This window comes from Nocardiopsis yanglingensis (genome assembly GCF_045809185.1).
Taxonomy (GTDB): domain Bacteria; phylum Pseudomonadota; class Gammaproteobacteria; order Xanthomonadales; family Xanthomonadaceae; genus Stenotrophomonas; species Stenotrophomonas yanglingensis.
The window spans coordinates 188,758-207,422 of record NZ_JBJNRH010000004.1 but is presented as its reverse complement, the minus strand read 5'-3'; the positions used below and the strand labels follow the sequence as shown (position 1 = coordinate 207,422).

At 66.7% G+C, this 18,665-nt stretch carries 15 protein-coding genes; 6 read left to right on the top strand and 9 right to left on the bottom strand.

The annotated features are described in order from the left end of the window. The first annotated feature begins 223 nt into the window (after positions 1–223). The 3 genes from ACJ7C5_RS08530 to ACJ7C5_RS08520 are packed head-to-tail and all read left to right on the top strand — an operon-like array spanning position 224 to position 7,577. Positions 224–1,390, top strand: coding sequence for an MdtA/MuxA family multidrug efflux RND transporter periplasmic adaptor subunit (locus tag ACJ7C5_RS08530; RefSeq protein ID WP_412703644.1), 1,167 nt, complete (start codon positions 224–226; stop codon positions 1,388–1,390). Then, positions 1,387–4,521, top strand: coding sequence for a multidrug efflux RND transporter permease subunit (locus ACJ7C5_RS08525; RefSeq protein ID WP_412703643.1), 3,135 nt, complete (start codon positions 1,387–1,389; stop codon positions 4,519–4,521). The genes ACJ7C5_RS08530 and ACJ7C5_RS08525 overlap by 4 nt, the downstream gene beginning before the upstream one ends. Further along, a complete protein-coding gene (locus ACJ7C5_RS08520) occupies positions 4,518–7,577 on the top strand; it encodes an efflux RND transporter permease subunit (protein WP_412703642.1) in 3,060 nt (1,019 codons plus the stop codon). The genes ACJ7C5_RS08525 and ACJ7C5_RS08520 overlap by 4 nt, the downstream gene beginning before the upstream one ends. Positions 7,578–7,809: 232 nt before the next feature. Here the strand turns inward: ACJ7C5_RS08520 and ACJ7C5_RS08515 are convergent, their stop codons facing one another. From ACJ7C5_RS08515 to ACJ7C5_RS08485, 7 genes are all read right to left on the bottom strand, one after another. Next, on the bottom strand, positions 7,810–8,883 hold the full coding sequence (locus tag ACJ7C5_RS08515) for a 3-deoxy-7-phosphoheptulonate synthase (protein ID WP_285317695.1): 1,074 nt from the start codon (positions 8,881–8,883) through the stop codon (positions 7,810–7,812). Positions 8,884–9,178: 295 nt separating this feature from the next. Next, positions 9,179–9,436 (bottom strand): hypothetical protein, encoded by a 258-nt coding sequence (locus tag ACJ7C5_RS08510; protein ID WP_005411217.1) that lies wholly within the window; start codon positions 9,434–9,436, stop codon positions 9,179–9,181. 112 nt (positions 9,437–9,548) lie between these two features. After that, positions 9,549–9,887 (bottom strand): DUF6616 family protein, encoded by a 339-nt coding sequence (locus tag ACJ7C5_RS08505; RefSeq protein ID WP_088027429.1) that lies wholly within the window; start codon positions 9,885–9,887, stop codon positions 9,549–9,551. Positions 9,888–9,942: 55 nt separating this feature from the next. Beyond that, positions 9,943–10,686: a DNA alkylation repair protein gene (locus ACJ7C5_RS08500; RefSeq protein WP_412703641.1), complete on the bottom strand. Its 744-nt coding sequence runs from the start codon at positions 10,684–10,686 to the stop codon at positions 9,943–9,945. Further along, complete coding sequence (locus ACJ7C5_RS08495) at positions 10,683–11,183, bottom strand: MarR family winged helix-turn-helix transcriptional regulator (RefSeq protein ID WP_412703640.1); 501 nt, start codon at positions 11,181–11,183, stop codon at positions 10,683–10,685. The genes ACJ7C5_RS08500 and ACJ7C5_RS08495 overlap by 4 nt, the downstream gene beginning before the upstream one ends. A 54-nt stretch (positions 11,184–11,237) precedes the next feature. Beyond that, a complete protein-coding gene (locus tag ACJ7C5_RS08490; protein WP_412703639.1) occupies positions 11,238–12,266 on the bottom strand; it encodes an LLM class oxidoreductase in 1,029 nt (342 codons plus the stop codon). 13 nt (positions 12,267–12,279) lie between these two features. Then, the gene (locus ACJ7C5_RS08485; protein ID WP_412703638.1) at positions 12,280–12,915 is read right to left on the bottom strand and encodes a glutathione S-transferase family protein; all 636 of its coding nucleotides are present in this window, start codon (positions 12,913–12,915) and stop codon (positions 12,280–12,282) included. Positions 12,916–13,164: 249 nt separating this feature from the next. On the opposite strand from ACJ7C5_RS08485, the gene ACJ7C5_RS08480 reads away from it, so the two are divergent. Together ACJ7C5_RS08480 and ACJ7C5_RS08475 are read left to right on the top strand one after the other, a co-directional pair. Further along, positions 13,165–14,088, top strand: a complete 924-nt coding sequence (locus ACJ7C5_RS08480; RefSeq protein WP_097048629.1) for a LysR substrate-binding domain-containing protein — start codon at positions 13,165–13,167, stop codon at positions 14,086–14,088. Next, a complete protein-coding gene (locus ACJ7C5_RS08475; protein ID WP_412703637.1) occupies positions 14,085–14,351 on the top strand; it encodes a hypothetical protein in 267 nt (88 codons plus the stop codon). The genes ACJ7C5_RS08480 and ACJ7C5_RS08475 overlap by 4 nt, the downstream gene beginning before the upstream one ends. Before the next feature lie 118 nt (positions 14,352–14,469). On the opposite strand, the gene groL is transcribed toward ACJ7C5_RS08475, so the two are convergent. Beyond that, a complete protein-coding gene (groL, locus tag ACJ7C5_RS08470; protein ID WP_006473018.1) occupies positions 14,470–16,119 on the bottom strand; it encodes a chaperonin GroEL in 1,650 nt (549 codons plus the stop codon). An 81-nt stretch (positions 16,120–16,200) separates the two neighbouring features. Continuing rightward, on the bottom strand, positions 16,201–16,488 hold the full coding sequence (locus ACJ7C5_RS08465) for a co-chaperone GroES (RefSeq protein ID WP_006396661.1): 288 nt from the start codon (positions 16,486–16,488) through the stop codon (positions 16,201–16,203). A 357-nt stretch (positions 16,489–16,845) separates the two neighbouring features. Between ACJ7C5_RS08465 and ACJ7C5_RS08460 the strand changes: the two genes are divergently transcribed. Next, positions 16,846–18,636, top strand: a complete 1,791-nt coding sequence (locus ACJ7C5_RS08460; protein ID WP_412703636.1) for an endonuclease — start codon at positions 16,846–16,848, stop codon at positions 18,634–18,636. Positions 18,637–18,665: the final 29 nt, after the last annotated feature.

Here is an 18,665-nt window from a genome sequence, read left to right as displayed (position 1 = left end):
GGGCCCCCCCCCCCCCCCGCCACTACCGCTTGCGTTGCATGACGTTGGTCATGCGGCATTGGCCGGGGTGATTGGCTACCATTGTCGCCCCGTCGCTGCTGCGACGGCATCCAGCCACGCCGCGCCCGCGGCCCCGCCAGACACTCCCTCCCCGCTGCCCGTGATGCCGTGAACGCACCGACGGGCCCGCATGTCCCTGCGCGCGCAGGGCGCAGGATGCCCCATGTCTGTCGCCGAAAATTCCCGTTTCCGTCGTGCCCGCCCGCTGTGGGCGGTGCTGGCCATCGCCCTCGTCGCCCTTCTGGCGTGGTGGCTCTGGCCCCGGAATGGCGCCGGCAGCAGCGACGATGCGTCGGGCAAGACGGTGCCGGTACGCGTGGCGCGTGCCAGCGCCGAGCCGCTGGTGCTGCGCCTGAAGGCGGTCGGTACGGTCACCCCCCTGCACAGTGTGGTGGTACGCAGCCGCGTGGATGGCGAGCTGCTGCGCCTGCACTTCCAGGAAGGCCAACAGGTGAAAGCCGGCGACCTGCTGGCGCAGATCGACCCACGTCCGTATGAGGTGAAGCTGGCACAGGCCCAGGGTACCCAGCAGCAGAATCTGGCCGAGCTGGAAAACGCCGAACGCCAGCTGCAGCGCTACCGCGAACTGCAGAAGCAGAACTACGTGTCCGGGCAGGAACTGAGCGACCAGCAGAGCAAGGTGCGCCAGCTGCAGGGCCGCCGCCTCAGCGATCAGGCGTCTGTTGACGAAGCGCGCCTGCAGCTGCAGTACACCCGCATCGTCGCCCCGGTCAGTGGCCGCGTCGGGCTGCGCCGGCTGGACGTGGGCAACCTGGTGCGTGCCAGCGATGCCGAAGGCCTGGTGACGCTGGCGCAGACCGCTCCGATCAGCGTGCTGTTCACCGTGCCCGAACCCGAGCTGCCCGCGCTGCTCGATGCCGTGCAGGCACAACCGGCGCTGGCAGTGGAAACCTGGGACCGCGAAGAACGCCGGCAGCTTGCCAGTGGCGCGCTGTCCAGCGTCGACAACCGCATCGATACCACCACCGGCACGCTGAAACTGCGTGCGCACTTCGACAACCACGACCTGGCCCTGTTCCCCAACCAGTTCGTCAACGTACGCCTGCAGCTGGGCGAGCAGCCCGCGCTGCTGATTCCCGATGCCGCCGTGCAGTTCGGCAGCCAGGGCAACTACGTGCATATCGTCGACAAGGACAGCAAGGCACAGCGCCGCACCGTGGTGCTCGGTCCGGCTGATGATGGACGCGTGGCCGTGCGCTCCGGGCTGGCCGCAGGGGACAAGGTGGTAATCGAAGGCATCGACGGGCTGGAAGACGGCACGGCGGTGGAGATCATCACCGAGGAGGCCGCGACCAAGGCCGGCGCATGAACCTCTCGCGCCCCTTCATCCTGCGCCCGGTTGCAACGACTCTCCTGATGGTGGCGCTGCTGCTGTCCGGCGTACTGGCCTACCGCCTGCTCCCGGTGGCCGCACTGCCGCAGGTCGACTATCCGATCATCCAGATCACCACGTTGTACCCCGGTGCCAGCCCGGAACTGACCACACGCACCATCACCGCGCCGCTGGAACGCCAGCTCGGGCAGATTCCTGGTCTGAAGCAACTGTCGTCGACCAGTTCCGGTGGCGCCTCGGTCATCACCCTGCAGTTCGGGCTGGAGGTGTCACTGGGCGTGGCCGAGCAGGACGTGCAGGCCGCCATCAACGCGGCGGGCAGCTTCCTGCCCGACGACCTGCCGGTGCCGCCGGTGTACCGCAAGGTCAACCCGGCCGACACCCCGATCCTGACTCTGGCGGTGACCTCGCAGGGACTGTCGCTGCCGCAGGTGCACGACCTGGTCGACACCCGCATCGCCCAGCGCCTGGCGCAGCTGCCCGGCGTCGGCCTGGTCAGCCTGGCCGGCGGCCAGCGCCCCGCGGTGCGCATCCAGGTCAATCCAGCGGCACTGGCCGCCAACGGCCTGGGCATGGACCACATCCGTACCGCGATTGCTGCGGCCAACGTCAACCTGCCCAAGGGCAGCTTCGATGGCCCGATCCGCGCGGTGATGCTCGACGCCAACGATCAGATGCGCAGCGTGGCCGAATACCGCGCGCTGGTACTGGCCTGGCGTGACGGCGCGCCGCTACGGCTGGGCGATGTGGCCACCATCAGCGATGGCGCCGAGAACCGGCAGCTGGCCGCTTGGAGCGGCACCACCCCGGCGGTGCTGGTGAACATCCAGCGCCAGCCCGGTGCCAACGTGATCGCCGTGGTCGAGCAGGTGCGTACGCTGCTGCCGCAGCTGCAGGCCACGCTGCCGGCCGGCGTGCAGATGAACGTGCTGAGTGACCGCACCGAATCGATCCGTGCGTCGGTGCGCGGCGTGCAGAAGGAACTGGTACTGGCCATCGGCCTGGTGGTGCTGGTCACCTGGGTGTTCCTGCGCAATCTGCCGGCCACGCTCATTCCCAGCGTCGCGGTGCCGCTGTCGCTGGTCGGCACCTTCGCGGTGATGCTGCTGGCCGGCTATTCGCTCAACAACCTCACGCTGATGGCGCTGACCATCGCCACCGGCTTCGTGGTGGACGATGCCATCGTGATGCTGGAGAACATCGCCCGCCATCTGGAGGAAGGTGAAAGCCCACGCGAGGCGGCGCTCAAGGGCGCAGCGGAAATCGGCTTCACTCTGGTGTCGCTGACTGTCTCGCTGATCGCGGTGCTGATCCCGCTGCTGTTCATGGCCGACCTGGTGGGCGCACTGTTCCATGAGTTCGCGGTGACGCTGGCGGTGGCGATCGGTATCTCGCTGCTGGTCTCGCTGACATTGACGCCGATGCTGTGCGCGCGCTTCTTGAAGCCACATGCGAAGGGGTCAGAGCCCCACGGGGATCTGACCCCGGCCCAGGGGTCGGATCCCGCCAGGGCTCCGACCTCAAAACAAGATGTCTTCGACCGCGTCATCGGCCTCTACGACCGCCAGCTGCGCTGGGTGCTGCAGCGCCAGCCGCTGATGTTGCTGGCCACGGTCGCGACGCTGGCACTGACCGTAGCGCTGTACTTCGCCGTGCCCAAGGGCTTCTTCCCGGTGCAGGATGCCGGCCTGGTGCAGGGCATCAGCGAAGCGCCGCAGGCCATCTCGTTCCAGGCCATGCGCGAGCGCCAGCAGGCGTTGGCGGCAGCCATCGAAGCCGACCCGGCGGTGGCCAGCGTGTCCTCGTACATCGGCGTGGACGGCAACAACGCCACGCTCAATACCGGCCGCCTGCTGATCGAGCTGAAACCGCACGGCGACCGCGATGGCGCCGCCGTGGTGATGGCGCGCCTGCAACAGCGCGTGTCGAAGATTCCCGGCATCACTCTGTACCTGCAGCCGGTGCAGGAGCTGGGCATCGAAGACCGCATCAGCCGCACCCAGTACCAGTTCACGCTGACCACGCCGGATCTTGAAACACTGGAGCGCTGGACCCCGAAGCTGCTGCAGGCGCTGCGCCAGCAACCGGCACTTCGCGATGTCGCCAGCGATCTGCAGATGCAGGGCCGGCAGGCACGGGTGAACATCGACCGTGACGCCGCAGCGCGCCTGGGTGTGAGCGTGGAAGCGGTGGCCGATGCGCTGTACGACGCCTATGGGCAACGCCAGATCTCCACCATCTTCACTCAGGCCAGCCAGTACCGGGTGGTGCTGGAGGCCGATCCTTCACGGCAACCCGGGCCGGAGGCGATCACGGGCCTGCGTGTGCGCAGCAGCAGCGGACAGACCGTGCCGCTGGGTGCGGTGGCACGGGTGGATCTGGGCCCGACCGCCCTGCTGCGCAACCATGTCGGCCAGTTCCCGGCGGCCACGCTGTCGTTCAATCTTGCCCCGGGCGCTTCGCTGGGCGAAGCGGTGGATGCCGTGCTCGCCGCGCGCGCACAGGTGAACCTGCCGCAGAGCATCGAACTTCGCCTGCAGGGTGCGGCGGCCGCCTTCAGCAGCTCGCTGTCGTCCACGCTATGGCTGATCCTGGCGGCCGTGGTGGTGATGTACATCGTGCTGGGCGTGCTCTACGAGAGCTTCATCCATCCGATCACCATCCTGTCCACCCTGCCCTCGGCCACCGTGGGTGCGCTGGCTGCGCTGTGGGTAAGCGGGCGCAGCCTGGACCTGATCGCGGTGATCGGCATTGTGCTGCTGATCGGCCTGGTGAAGAAGAACGCGATCATGATGATCGACTTCGCGCTGGACGCGCAGCGCACACGCGGCATGACGCCACGCGAAGCGATCCACCAGGCGGCACTGCTGCGCTTCCGGCCGATCCTGATGACCACGCTGGCCGCGCTGTTCGGCGCAGTGCCGCTGATGCTGGCCAGTGGTTCCGGTGCCGAGCTGCGGCAGCCACTGGGCTGGGTGATGGTGGGGGGGCTGCTGGTCAGCCAGGTACTGACCCTGTTCACCACGCCCGTGATCTACCTTGCCTTTGATCGCCTGCAGCGTGGCCGTGCGACGTCCCCGGTGACCGTTGACGAGGCGCGCGCGTGACCCCTATCGCGCGCCTGGCGCAGGCCTGCGTGCAGCGCCCGGTTGCGACGATCCTGCTGGCGGTGGCGCTGGTGCTGGCTGGCCTGCTGGCATTGCGCCTGTTGCCTGTGGCGCCACTGCCACAGGTCGATTACCCGGCCATCGAAGTCAGCGCCAGCCTGCCCGGCGCCTCGCCCGAGTCGATGGCAGCCACCGTGGCCACGCCGCTGGAGCGCGCACTGGGCAGCCTGCCCGGCATCTCGCGCATCGATTCGGCCAGCACCCAGGGCCAGACCCAGATCGAACTGAAGTTCGTACTCGGCCGCGACATCGATGAGGCAGCACGTGAAGTGCAGGCCGCCATCAATCTTGCACGCGGGCAGTTGCCCAGTGGCATGCCCGGCATGCCGCAGTACCGCAAGGTCAATCCCTCACAGGCACCGATCCTGGCGCTGGCACTGACCTCGGACACCTTGTCGCCCGGCCAGCTGTATGACCTGGCCTCAACCGTGCTGGCGCAGAAGCTGTCGCAGGTACCGGGCGTGGGTGAAGTGCAGGTGGGTGGCAGCGCCTTGCCGGCGGTGCGTGTATCGCTGGACCCGAATGCACTGAACCATGCAGGGCTGGCGCTTGAGGACGTGGCCCAGGCCATCGCGCGTGCCAATGCGGTGCGCCCGCTGGGCGCGGTGGGGGACGCGCACCAGCAGTGGCAGCTGGAAGCGCCGCTGCAGCTGCGCCAGGCCGCGCAGTATCGCGAACTGGCGTTGAAGGTCAGCGACGACCGCACGCTGCGGCTGGGCGATGTCGCCGCCGTTGCCGATGGCGTGGAAGACCGCTACGCCAGCGGCTTCCACAACGAACGCCCCGCCGTGCTGCTGATCGTCAGCCGCCAACCCGGTGCCAACATCATCGCCACCGTTGATGCCATCCAGGCGCAGCTGCCGCAGCTGCATGCACTGTTGCCCTCCAGCGTGGACATGCGCCTGGTGATGGACCGCTCGCCGGTAATCCGCGCCACCCTGCACGAAGCAGAGCTCACGCTGGTGCTGGCGATCGTGCTGGTGGTGCTGGTGGTGCTCGGCTTCCTCGGCCACTGGCGTGCAGCGCTGGTGCCCAGCGTGGCGATTCCGGTGGTGCTGTTCGGGACGCTCGCGCTGGTGGCGCTGATGGGCTTCTCACTCAACACGCTCTCGCTGATGGCCCTGATCGTGGCCGCCGTGCTGGTGGTGGACGATGCCATCGTGGTGCTGGAGAACATCGCCCGCCATCGCGAACTCGGCGCGGACCGCTGGCAGGCGGCGGTGCGTGGCGCATCGGAAGTCGGTGCCACGCTGCTGTCGATGAACGTTGCACTGGCCGTGGTTTTCATCTCCATCCTGTTCCTGGACGACTTCGTCGAACGCCTGTTCCGCGAATTCTCGCTGACGCTGGTGGCGGCGATGGCGGTATCGGTGCTGGTCGCGCTGAGCCTGGTTCCGATGCTGTGTGCACGATTGTTCGTGGACGACGCACGGCAGCCGTCGGCCTGGCAGCGCGGCAGCAACGCACTGTTCGAGCGCCTGCGCGGGGCCTACCTGCGCACGCTGCAGGCCAGCCTGCGCCGGCTGCGCTGGCCGTTGCTGGCGTTCGTTGCAGTCATCGCGCTCAACACGTGGCTGTTCCAGCAGGTGCCCAAGGGCATCGTGCCCAAGCAGGACACCGCGCAGCTGCGCGGCTTCGCCCGCGGCGATGACGGCCTGTCCTTCCAGGCCATGCAACCGAAGATCGATGCGTACAGGAAGCTGTTGCTGTCCGACCCGGCCATCGAGGACATCATCGGCTACATCGGTGGCAGCAACGGGGTCAACAACGCCTTCATCATGATCAAGATGAAGCCGCTGGCCGAGCGCAAGGTCTCCAGCCAGCAGGTGATCGACCGCCTGCGCGCGCGGCTGCCCAAGCTGCCCGGCGGCAATCTCTATCTGTGGGTGGACCAGGACATCCGCCTGGAGGGCGCAGGCAGCAGTGGCAAGTACGAGTTCCAGCTGCTGTCGGCCGATACCGCGCCGCTGCGCGAATGGGCACCGAAGGTGGCGGCCGCCCTGCGTGGCCTGCCGGAGCTGGTGGACGTGGAAGCACAGGGTGACGCTGGCATGCGCCAGGTGGTGCTGGATATCGACCGCGAAGCCGCCGCGCGCCACGGCGTCGACCTGCGCACGGTGGCCAACATGCTCAACAACTCCTTCAGCCAGCGCCAGGTCGCCACGCTGTACGACAGTCTCAACCAATACCGCGTGGTGATGGAGCTGGACCCCAAGCACACTCAGGACCCCGGCACGCTGGCGCGGTTGCAGGTGATCGATAGCCACGGCCAGCGCATTCCGCTGTCGAGCATCGCCAGCTGGCGCTACGGCATGGCGCCGGACCGGGTGTATCACAGCGAACAGTTCGCCTCGATCTGGATCGAGTTCGCGCTGGCACCGGGCGTGGGGCTGGAGCAGGCTACGCAAGCGATTGATGGTGCAATGTCGAAACTGATGCTGCCGCGTTCGGTCCAGGGAAAACTGTCCGGTGAAGCCGGCGGGCTGGATCAGCTGCGCGCGCGCCAGCTATGGCTGGTGCTGGGCGCCACGCTGGCGGTCTACCTGGTGCTGGGCATCCTTTACGAGAGCTTCCTGCAGCCGCTGGTGATTCTGTCCACCCTGCCCTCGGCAGGTGTCGGTGCTCTGCTGGCGTTGTGGCTGTTCGGCAACGAACTGAACCTGATCGCCCTGCTCGGCCTGTTCCTGCTGGTTGGTGTGGTGATGAAGAACACCATCCTGCTGGTGGATTTCGCGCTGGCCGGTGAGCGGCGCGGGCTGAGCGCGCAGGATTCAGTGATGGAAGCCGCGCGGTTGCGCCTGCGACCGATCCTGATGACCTCGCTGGCGGCGCTGCTGGGCACGCTGCCGCTGATGCTGGCCAACGGCGAAGGCTGGGAGCTGCGGCAGCCGCTGGGTATCGCCATTGTCGGCGGCTTGCTGGTCAGCCAATGGTTGACGCTGTACACCACGCCGGCGATGTATCTGGCGTTGGCGAGGATTCGGGCGAAACGGTGAATGTAGCGGGGTATTCATCCACGCATGGCGTGGATCTACTGCATCAAGCGGGACCAGCGCTCGACGGCACAGAAAAGCGGCAATCACCACCCCGGCGATGTACCTGGCGCTGTCGCTCATGCGCAGCGCCAGGCGCATCGCCGGTGCAGATGGGCCGGTCTCCAACTCCGACCGGCCCTGATCGCGGCCGCACCCCCGCAGGCGCTGGCCGCCATCCACACACGTGCCGCGCTCAGGCGGCTTCGGACACCTTTACTTCGCGACGGGCGCGCACGGCCGCGGCCAGTCGCTCCAGCACCGTCACGGTGGTGTCCCAGTCGATGCAGCCATCGGTGATGCTCTGCCCGTAAACCAGCGGCTGGCCTTCCACCAGCTCCTGGCGGCCACCGACCAGATGGCTCTCGATCATCACGCCAACGATGCGCTGTTCGCCGTCTTCCAGCTGAACGGCAATGTCCTCGATCACCTTCGGCTGGTTCTCCGGGTTCTTCAGGCTGTTGGCATGGCTGGCGTCGATCATCAGACGCGTCGGCAACTTGGCCTTGGCCAGCACCTGGCAGGCCTCGGCAACACTGCCTGCGTCGTAGTTCGGCTGCTTGCCGCCGCGCAGGATCACATGGCAATCCGGGTTGCCGGTGGTCGACACGATGGCGGTGCCGCCCTGCTTGGTGACCGACAGGAAGTGATGCGGGTTGGACGCAGCACCCACCGCGTCAGCGGCGATCTTCACGTTGCCATCGGTGCCGTTCTTGAAGCCGACCGGGCACGACAGGCCCGACGCCAGCTCGCGATGCACCTGGCTTTCGGTGGTGCGTGCGCCGATCGCGCCCCATGCCACCAGGTCGGCGATGTACTGCGGCGAGATCACGTCGAGGAATTCGACACCGGCCGGCAGGCCGAGCTTGTTGATGTCGCGCAGCAGGCCGCGGGCGATGCGCAGGCCCTTGTCGATCCTGAAGCTGCCATCCAGGTCCGGGTCGTTGATCAGGCCCTTCCAGCCCACCGTGGTGCGCGGCTTCTCGAAGTACACGCGCATGACGATTTCCAGTTCACCGGCCAGCGCATCGCGCAGGGGCTTCAGGCGCTGGGCATACTCGATGGCGGCCTTCGGGTCATGGATCGAGCACGGGCCCACCACCACCGCCAGGCGGTCGTCACGGCCGTGCAGGATCTGGTGCAGGGCCGCGCGCGAGGCGCTGACGGTGTCGGAAGCTTCATCGTCACAAGGCAGCATCGCCAGCAGCTGGGCAGGCGGTGTCAGCGGTTCGATGGTGCGGATACGCAGGTCGTCGGTGTGCGGGGGCATTGCAGGAGATCTCCGGAACGTTGGGGGTCCCCAGCGTGGCGGCATGAAAAAAGCCGCCAGGTTCGCTGGCGGCTTTCGGGAATGCGTCTGAAGCTTTCTTCAGGGTGAGCGCAGTCCTTCCTCCGCCAGTGGCTTCGGAAAGTAATACCAGTAAAAGCTGGTGGGGGCTGCGTTCATGGGATCTATTGATAGCACAGCTTTTGCGCAGTGCAAAATGTTTCATCCGCAACTGGGGACGCGGTTCAGCGAGGTGCGTGCCAGCCCGGCCTATGCGGCGGCAACCACGCAAAGTCGCTCATTTGCCATGCACTTCCACGTCCAGCAGCAGGCCCTCATGGATGTCGGCCCAGCGTTCCAGCACGCGATCCAGTTCCTGCCGAGCCTCGTCCAGCTGCTCGGGGTTGAGCAGGGAACGCGCGGTGTAGAGGTCGGAAACCAACCGCCGCAGGGCCGATTCCTGGATGGCCACCGACGGCCCCTCCAGCCCCGGCAACTGCAACGCCGGGCTGTCGCCAAGAGGGCCGAACAGCGTGACCTGGAGCGTGCTCTGCATGATCGACTTCCCTGCGGATGGACATGGGCAACGTCCTGTTTACCGCGTCTGGGTGACAGGCGCATGTGCCACCCCTGCCGAGGACCGGGATCTGTCGGCGTCTGCCGCCCCGCTACAAGGCGGCCAGGTCGGCCAGGTGCTGGGCCATGCTGTCCATCGCGCCTACCGCATGGGTAGTGGTGAAGTAGGCATGCCAGCCGGTAGCGGCAATGCCGGCCACCAACGCATCGACCTCCTCGCGGCTTGCGCAGCGCCAGACCGCATAGAACTGCTCATCGCTGCCGTGCGGTACGCCCGTGGCAATGCGGCCCATCGCCAGCGGCGTGATGCGGGCTGGATCGAACTGCTGCATGCCGGCGCCGATACGGGCGAAGAAGGCATTCCGCTGCTCGGGCGGGAGTGTGGTCCAGGCAGGCGTGGCGGTATAGAGCTCGATGAAGGTGTGCGACATGGTGGTTCTTCCTTGAAGTTGACGAGGTGGCGGAGCTGCCGGCCAGCGGCCGGCACTACCGGAGCGAGCGCAGTGCGCGTTTGCGGATGTAGGCGTTGGCGTCGCTGTGGCGCTCGTGCTGCCAACGCGTGCACAGCTCGCGCAGCCACTGTGGCTGAGTCTTGCCGGCATCATTGAGCCAGTTGCCGACCGAATCCTGCACATAGCGTTCCGGGTCGTCAGCCAGTGCTTCCAGCAGCGCCGATGCATGCTCCGGGTGCTGCTTGAACAGTGCGATATGCGTGGACCAGACACCGCGTGGGCGCAGCGCTTCGGAGGCGAAGCGGCGCAGGTACGGCGATGTTTCCTGTGCCCATGGTTGCAGGTACTCAAGCGCCTGCATCGGCGCGGCAACGATGTCCGTGCGTAGCGCCAACCACGCCCATTCGCGTACGCCGAAGTGTGGGTCATCGGCCAGCGTGCGCATCTGCTGCAGCTTCTCTGCCAACGTTGCGCGGGAATCGCTGCCGATCAGGTAGCAGGCCCAGCCGCGCACGGTATCGGAGCCGTGATCCTGCCAGAGCATAGGCGCCCCCTGCCCCCCCGCCTCACGCAGCAGTTGCGCGGCCAGGGCCATGCGCAGCGTGATGCCCTTGCCTGAGGCATCCCGCATGCGTTGCAGCGCTTCCGGTGCAAGCTCAGGCGCCACCACCTGCAGCAACGCGGCGAAATCCACTGCCAGGCATTCGGCCAGATGGGTGGTGGCAACGCGGCCGGTGTTGAGTTCATGCAGGCGTTGCGCCGCAATCGCCGGACTCATGCTGCAGACTCTCGTCCAGCATCGGTGTGCTGCCAGACCTTGTGCAGCAACCGCGACAGCTCCTGCTGTTCATCGGTGTCCAGACCATTGAACAGGCCACCGATCCACTGCGTATGCTGGTCAAACAGCGTCTCGGCCAAGCGTTTTCCCTGTGCGGTCAACACGATCTGGAGACGACGGCCATCTTCGGGATCGCTGCACCGCTGCAGCTGGCCTTCGCGCTGCAGGCCATCGAGCAGGCCACTGATGGTGGCGCGGGTCACGCCTGCGCGCTCGGCCAGCGCGTGGGGCGACAACGTGCCGCCGGCCCCATGCAGCAGGAACAGCACGATGAAGCGACCCTCACTGAGCCCGTGTGGCGCCAGCCGGGTGGCGCAATCGTGGTCGATGGACGACGACAACGAGAGCAGCTGGAAGCACAGGCGCAGCTGCGCGACGTTGGCGTGGCCGCGTCGCAGCGCCTCTTCCAGCAGGGCACTGTGCTTGGCTTCGATCATCACCCATACCGATATGATTAGGCGCCTAATCATATTCCATCTCCGTGGAGGTGGCTACCAGTCCATCACCTGCGGCGCCGGCCCCGGGTGCGGCGGGAACAGCGGCAGCACCTCCTCCGCCAACTCCTGCAGCACGTCGCCGGCAGGACGCGCGGCGAACTGGATACCCAGCGCCGCGTGATTCACGCCGGCGCGCTGCCAGGCCTGCAGCAGGTCGATCAGGCCCTTGCGGCCGGTGCGCAGGGTATAGCCCCCTTGCAGCGGCGTGCGTGGATGATCCGGGTCATCCACCAGGTCGATCCACTCGTTGGTCATGTGCGGACGGAAGCCCCCCTCCGGGATCAGCGCGCGCCAGGCACGGATCTTCGCGGCCAGCCGCTGCGGGCCGGCGGCGTCGTGGGTGGCCTCGGGATAGGTCAGCCAGCCATCGGCATGCTGGCCGATCCACTCCAGCGACTGGCGCGCACCGCCGGTGACAACCAGCGGAACGCGACCACTGACTGTGGGCGGCAGCAACTGCACACCCTGCTCGGCCCCGGCATGTGTCATCCGCCCATCCGTGCCCGGCTGCAGCCAACGGCGCATCTCGTTCATTGCGGTAGCGAAACGTTCTCCGCGCGCCGCGTGCTCCAGTCCATAGGCCGGGAATTCCAGCGGGCGATCACCAGACGCCACACCCATCACCAGCCGCCCACCAGACAGCTGATCGATCGACGCCGCCGCTTTGGCCAGATCGATCGGGTGGCGCAGGGGCAGTACCACGCTGCCGGTGGCCAGGGCCACGCGCTGCGTGCGCGCCGCCAGCCATGCAAGGTAGGTGAACGGGTCGAACAACTGGCCTGCATCACCGAACATCGGATCGAACAGCGGCACGTCGCGCACCCATGCCGCGGCAAAGCCGTGGCGATCGATCTGCTCCACCCACCGCCCCTGACCCTGCAGCACGCTCATGTCGCCCTGGTAGAAACGCAACGGCAGGTAGATGCCCAGCGTCAGTGCATCGGCACGGAACATGCGCTGGTAGCCCGGGTGCATGGCAAAGGCCGGCGCCGACGCGCCCCGCATCGCAATGGAATCATTCATCTGCATGGCCTCCTTACGGTCCGGTGGCCGGTTCGGGCAGCTGCACGCCGCGCTGTACCGCAGGGCGTGCTGCAACCCGCGCGTACCACGCATCCAGATGGCGATGCCGCGAGAAATCGATGTCGATGATGCGGGCGATGTGCAGCCAGCCGAAGTGGGCGATGTCGGCAATCGAGTAGTGATCGCCAGCCAACCACTCGCGTCCCTGTAGACGCTGGTCGAGTACGCCGAACAGGTCGTCGCTCAGGCGGCGGTAGCGTTCGATTGCCGCGGAATCGGGCTGTTGTGCGAGATGCTCGAAGTGCACGCGCTGGCCGAGGATCGGGCCGACGCTGGCGGCATGGAACATCAGCCAGGTCAGCGTCTCCCAGCGTGCAGCGGGTTCGGAAGGCAGCAACGCATTGCCCTGTTCGGCCAGGTACATCAGGATCGCCGCCGATTCGAAGACAACGATGCCGCGCGCGCGATCCTCCAGCACCGGAATGCGCCCATGCGGATTGAGCCGCAGGAAATCGGGATGGCGATGTTCGCCATCTACGATGCGCACGTGGTGCAGGCGATAGGGAAGACCCAGCTCTTCCAGTGCGATGGTGGCCTTGAAGCCATTGGGAGAACTGTCGGAATACAGGTGCAGCGAAGGCTCGTTCATGGAGTTCCTGGACGGCAGGGAGCGACGGCACGCAGCGGCGCCCGACGAAGGTGGCCGCGCGATGCGGAAACGGGCGCTGCAGCAGCCGTGCAACCAGTCTAGGAAGCGCTGGCGTGGGAAGGAAACGATGTCTCCTGCATGGGAAGTTGAGCACAGCTCGCCGAGAGTGGCAGGCGCGCGACAGCCTGCAGCACGCTCGATATGCTGTCGCAGCGCGGCGCGTGCCGACGCGGCTACAGGAGAATGGACATGGGTGCGGTGCTGCCACTGCTGGGCCTGCGGGCCTTCGTTGAAACTGGCCGCCATGGCAGCCTGACCGCTGCCGCCGAAGCGATGGGGGTGACACCTGGTGCGATCAGCCAGCAATTGCGGCAGCTGCAGGAACGGCTGGGTGTGAACCTGTTCGACCGCACCCGGCATGGCGTGGTGCTCAGCGTCGCAGGCGCTCGCGTATACCCGGAACTGCTGCAGGCCTTCGAGCAGATCTCGCACAGCCTGCAGACCCTGGAGCGCTGGGAAACGCGACGCACGCTGCGCATCAGTGCGGCACCGAGCTTCGCCGCACAGTGGTTGGCACCGCGATTGGGCGCGTTCAGTGCGTTGCATCCGCAGGTGGACGTGCAGCTGGACTCGAGCGCGGCGCTGGTCGACCTGCGCCGCAAGGGGGTGGACATCGCCATCCGCCACGGTCTCGGGCGTTACCCGGGGCTGCATGCTGAGCACCTGATGGCACCGGTGCTGCTGCCGGTGGCCAGTCCGGCATTGTTGGCCGGCGCACCGACGGTGAGCTCGGTGCAGGATTGCCTGCAGCTGCCCCTGTTGCAGGACGCCGACCGCAGCGACTGGCGGCTGTGGTTCCAGGCACTGGATCTGCCCGTCGATGAACGACTGGAGCGCGGCCCTGCCTTCGATGACGACCTGTTGTTGATCCGCGCGGCGGTGGCCGGGCAAGGCGTCGCCCTGGTGCGCGACATCCATGCGGCCGAAGAGCTGGCCAGTGGCCGGCTGCAGATGGTGATCGACCAGCCCTGGCCCCAGGCCTTCGCCTACTACGCGGTGACGCGTGCGGACGGGGAGGCCAACGCGGCAGTACCCGCATTCATGGCCTGGTTGCGCGCGGCACTGATGATGACCCAGGATGCAGGCACACTCCCCAAGCAGGACGCAGGATGAATCGCCCAGAGATCGATGCCATTGCCGAGGCCGTAATGCGGCCGGATGCACGGCGTCTGCGCATCGCTGCACGCCATCGCCAGGCCGCACATCGGCAGCGACGTCAGCGGGTGGCCGTCGGCGCCAGTCTGATCGGCATGGTGGCGGGCCTGCTGCTTGCGCCGATCACGGGTCTGCCGTGGGTACAGGGCATGATCGCTGGCGGCGCGCTGGCCCTGCTGGCGGCCCACCCGTGGCTGCAGCGGCGCGAGGGCCGCGGGTAGATTTGCACCTGGCAGCGGCATCCATGCATGGCGTGGATCTACTATTTCGATTCCAACCGGCCACAAAAAAACCCCGCCTTGCGGCGGGGTTTTTCATTGCGGGGCGAACGCGGGGGACTTAGAAGTCCATGCCGCCCATGCCACCCATGCCGCCCATGCCACCGGCGCCGCCCATGGCCGGCTCGTCCTTCTTCGGAGCTTCGGCAACCATGGCTTCGGTGGTGATCATCAGGCCAGCGATCGAGGCCGCGTTCTGCAGCGCCGAACGGGTCACCTTGGTCGGGTCCAGGATGCCGAACTGCAGCATGTCGCCGAACTCGCCGGTGGCGGCGTTGTAGCCGAAGCTGCCGGTGCCTTCCTTGACCTTGTTGATGATGACCGACGGCTCTTCACCGGCGTTGGCCACGATTTCGCGCAGCGGGGCTTCCATCGCACGCAGGGCGATCTGGATGCCGTGGTTCTGGTCTTCGTTGGCGCCCTTCAGGCCAGCCAGCGAGGTGACCGCACGGACCAGGGCAACGCCGCCGCCCGGGACCACGCCTTCTTCAACGGCTGCACGGGTGGCGTGCAGGGCGTCGTCGACGCGATCCTTCTTTTCCTTCATTTCGATTTCGGTCGAAGCGCCGACCTTGATCACGGCAACGCCGCCGGCCAGCTTGGCAACGCGTTCCTGCAGCTTCTCGCGGTCGTAATCCGAGGAGGTGTCCTGGATCTGGGTCTTGATCTGGCCGACGCGTGCGTCGACGGCAGCCTTGTCACCCACGCCATCGATGATGGTGGTGTTTTCCTTGGAGACCTGCACCTTCTTGGCGCGGCCCAGGTCCTTGATGGTGGCCTTTTCCAGCGACAGGCCCACTTCTTCGGAGATCACGGTACCGCCGGTCAGCACGGCCATGTCTTCCAGCATCGCCTTGCGACGGTCGCCGAAGCCCGGCGCCTTGACGGCCACGACCTTGACGATGCCACGGATGGTGTTGACGACCAGGGTGGCCAGCGCTTCGCCTTCAACTTCTTCGGCAACGATCAGCAGCGGCTTGCCGGCCTTGGCGACGCCTTCCAGCACCGGCAGCAGGTCACGGACGTTGGAGATCTTCTTGTCGTGCAGCAGGATGAACGGGTCATCCAGGTCAGCGGTCTGCGACTGCTGGTTGTTGATGAAGTACGGGGACAGGTAGCCGCGGTCGAACTGCATGCCCTTGACCACGTCCAGCTCGTTGTCCAGGCCCGAGCCTTCTTCAACGGTGATCACGCCTTCCTTGCCGACTTCCTTCATCGCGTCAGCGATGATCTGGCCGATCGACTCGTCCGAGTTGGCCGAGATGGTACCGACCTGGGCGATCGCCTTGTCGTCGGCGGTCGGCTTGGAGATGTTCTTCAGCTCGGCAACGGCGGCCACGACGGCCTTGTCGATACCGCGCTTGAGGTCCATCGGGTTCATGCCGGCGGCCACAGCCTTGGCGCCTTCGCGGATCAGGGCCTGGGCCAGCACGGTGGCGGTGGTGGTGCCGTCGCCGGCGTCGTCGTTGGTACGCGAAGCGACTTCCTTCACCATCTGCGCGCCCATGTTCTCGAACTTGTCAGCCAGTTCGATTTCCTTGGCGACGGAAACGCCGTCCTTGGTGATGGTCGGAGCACCGAAGCTCTTTTCCAGCACGACGTTGCGGCCCTTCGGGCCCAGGGTGGCCTTGACGGCATTGGCGAGAACGTTGACGCCGCGCACCATGCGCGAACGGGCGTCTTCACCGAAACGAATATCCTTGGCAGCCATTGCAATTACCTCATTGGTAGCGCCGGACCATGCCCGGCGGCTGGGATTTGGGAATCAGGTTGAAACAGGTCGCGCCGAGGCTCAGCCGATGACGGCGAGCACGTCGTCTTCGCGCAGGACCTTGTACTCGACGCCTTCGCTCTTATACGAGCTGCCGGCGTACTGGCCGTAGATGACCTTGTCGCCGACCTTCAGCGACGGAGCGCGCACGCTGCCGTTGTCCAGCGGCTTGCCCGGGCCGACGGCCACGACTTCACCCTTGGTGGACTTTTCCTTGGCCGAATCCGGAATGACGATGCCACCGGCGGAGATTTCGTCGGCTTCGATCGGCTTGACCACAACGCGGTCGTGCAGCGGCTTGATGCTCATGAGAGACCTCTTAAGTTATTGATTGGTCTGAAAAAGTCTGGCGATGTTAGCACTCACCCCAGGTGACTGCCAGCATTGCTCGCGAAAAAGCCCGATGAATCGGGAGCAGGACAGAGATGGAGCTGCCCCCGGACCTTTCAAGGCCACTCCCGGAAAAAATTTCACTGTCCCGGGCACACTCGATCCGTGCCCATGTGAAGACCCTGATGCCGGTGCAACGCGGCAACCCTGCGTCTGGAATCCTCGACATTTGGTGATACGCGTCGCACTGTCAGATATCTGACGTTCATTTACGACAAAGTGTCACTGGATCGGCCTTAGGCTCGGCCGCGCATTCCCAATCACAAGGAGTTGTCGATGCGATTGCTGTCCCCGCTTGCCGCCGCCTGCCTGCTGGCCCTGGCCGCTGCGCCGGCCCAGGCCGAGGTCTTCATCAACGAACTGCACTACGACGACAGCACCGCCGCCGGTGACGTCGGCGAAGCGATCGAGGTCGTGGCCACTGCCGGTGAGGACCTGTCCGGCTACCGCCTGTATCTGTACAACGGCGCCAACGCCTCGGCCGCGGTGGTCTACGCCAACAACCCGGTCCCGGCCGGCACCGCCGCCGGCTGCGGCAGCGCCACCATCGCCGTAGTCAGTTACCCGACCAACGGCCTCCAGAACGGCCCCAACGACGGCATCGCCCTGGTCGATGCCAGCGGCAAGGTGGTCCAGTTCCTCAGCTACGAGGGCGCCATCACCGCCTCCGGTGGCCCCGCCGCCGGCATGACCAGCCAGAACATTCCGGTGGCCGAGACCAACAGCACGGCCCCGGGCACCTCGCTGCAGCTGACCGGCAGCGGCAGCCAGTACGCCCACTTCACCTGGGCCGAGTCGGCCAGACAGACATTCGGCAGCTGCAACAACGGCCAGACCTTCAGCGGTGGCGGCACCCCGGGCCCGAACACGCCGCCGTCGGTGTCCACCACCACCCCGGCACAGGGCAGCAGCACCTTCCCGGCCGCCGCCGACCTGGAAGTGGTGTTCAGCGAGACAGTGAACCTGGCCAGTGGCGCCTTCGCCCTGAGCTGCGGCACCTCCGGCAGCGTGCCGCTCACGTTCCCGGCCAGCGGCCGCAGCGTGAAGCTGTCCACCAACACCGCGCTGGTGGCCGGTGAAGCCTGCCGCTTCGATGTCCGTGCCGCGCGCATCACCGACCTGCAGGGCGCGCACCCGGCCGCCGACAGCCGCATCGCCTTCACCGTGGCCAGCACCGGCGGCAATCCGGACCCGGGCAACCCGGGCGTGCCGGCCGGCTACTACTCCAAGGTCAACACCAGCAGCCCCAGCCAGCTGCGCTGCTCGCTGCACGCCACCATCAAGGGCCACACCGCCTACCCGTACAGCGGCTCGGGCACCAGCACCTGGACCATCCTGGAAATCGCCGACGAGGATCCGAACAACAGCGGCAGGATCCTGGATGCGTACCGCAACCGCAGCTACGCCAAGGTGACCGACCGCGCCGGCAGCGGCGGTGGCCTGAAGTACAACCGCGAGCACACCTGGCCGAACTCGCTGGGCTTTGCCAGCACCACCGGCGACAAGGGCCTGCCGTACGCGCCGTACACCGACACCCACATGCTGTACCTGACCGACGCGCAGTGGAACGCCGACCGTGGCAACAAGCCGTTCGGCAAATGCGACGCCAACTGCGGCGAGCGCGCCACCGAGGCCAACAACGGCCAGGGCGGCGGCAGCGGCGGCTACCCGGGCAACTCCAACTGGGTGCGCACGCCGGACGGCAACACCGGCACCTTCGAGGTGTGGGGCAAGCGCAAGGGCGACATGGCGCGCGCGGTGATGTACATGGCGATCCGCTACGAGGGCGGCAAGGATGCGGCCACCGGCCAGTCCGAGCCGGACCTGGAGCTGACCGACGACCGCAGCAAGATCGTCAAGACCAGCAGTTCGCCGGCCTACATGGGCCTGCTGTCGACGCTGATCGACTGGCACCTGTCCGATCCGCCGGATGATGCCGAGCGTGCCCGCAACGACGTGGTCTACAGCTTCCAGGGCAACCGCAACCCGTTCATCGATCACCCCGAGTGGGCGACCCCGGCCCTGTTCACCTCAGCCAAGCCGGCCACCTGCCAGCTGGCCAACTGATCGCGCAACGCAGCGGTCCATCGCCGCCG

Excerpts from the sequence above, each read along its gene's own strand:
- ACJ7C5_RS08500 (WP_412703641.1), bottom strand. The coding sequence starts at position 10,686 with ATGAGTCCGGCGATTGCGGCGCAACGCCTGCATGAACTCAACACCGGC.
- ACJ7C5_RS08495 (WP_412703640.1), bottom strand. The coding sequence starts at position 11,183 with ATGATCGAAGCCAAGCACAGTGCCCTGCTGGAAGAGGCGCTGCGACGC.
- ACJ7C5_RS08510 (WP_005411217.1), bottom strand. The coding sequence starts at position 9,436 with ATGCAGAGCACGCTCCAGGTCACGCTGTTCGGCCCTCTTGGCGACAGC.
- ACJ7C5_RS08515 (WP_285317695.1), bottom strand. The coding sequence starts at position 8,883 with ATGCCCCCGCACACCGACGACCTGCGTATCCGCACCATCGAACCGCTG.
- ACJ7C5_RS08530 (WP_412703644.1), top strand. The coding sequence starts at position 224 with ATGTCTGTCGCCGAAAATTCCCGTTTCCGTCGTGCCCGCCCGCTGTGG.
- ACJ7C5_RS08480 (WP_097048629.1), top strand. The coding sequence starts at position 13,165 with ATGGGTGCGGTGCTGCCACTGCTGGGCCTGCGGGCCTTCGTTGAAACT.
- ACJ7C5_RS08475 (WP_412703637.1), top strand. The coding sequence starts at position 14,085 with ATGAATCGCCCAGAGATCGATGCCATTGCCGAGGCCGTAATGCGGCCG.
- groL (WP_006473018.1), bottom strand. The coding sequence starts at position 16,119 with ATGGCTGCCAAGGATATTCGTTTCGGTGAAGACGCCCGTTCGCGCATG.
- ACJ7C5_RS08460 (WP_412703636.1), top strand. The coding sequence starts at position 16,846 with ATGCGATTGCTGTCCCCGCTTGCCGCCGCCTGCCTGCTGGCCCTGGCC.
- ACJ7C5_RS08505 (WP_088027429.1), bottom strand. The coding sequence starts at position 9,887 with ATGTCGCACACCTTCATCGAGCTCTATACCGCCACGCCTGCCTGGACC.
- ACJ7C5_RS08485 (WP_412703638.1), bottom strand. The coding sequence starts at position 12,915 with ATGAACGAGCCTTCGCTGCACCTGTATTCCGACAGTTCTCCCAATGGC.
- ACJ7C5_RS08465 (WP_006396661.1), bottom strand. The coding sequence starts at position 16,488 with ATGAGCATCAAGCCGCTGCACGACCGCGTTGTGGTCAAGCCGATCGAA.
- ACJ7C5_RS08525 (WP_412703643.1), top strand. The coding sequence starts at position 1,387 with ATGAACCTCTCGCGCCCCTTCATCCTGCGCCCGGTTGCAACGACTCTC.
- ACJ7C5_RS08490 (WP_412703639.1), bottom strand. The coding sequence starts at position 12,266 with ATGAATGATTCCATTGCGATGCGGGGCGCGTCGGCGCCGGCCTTTGCC.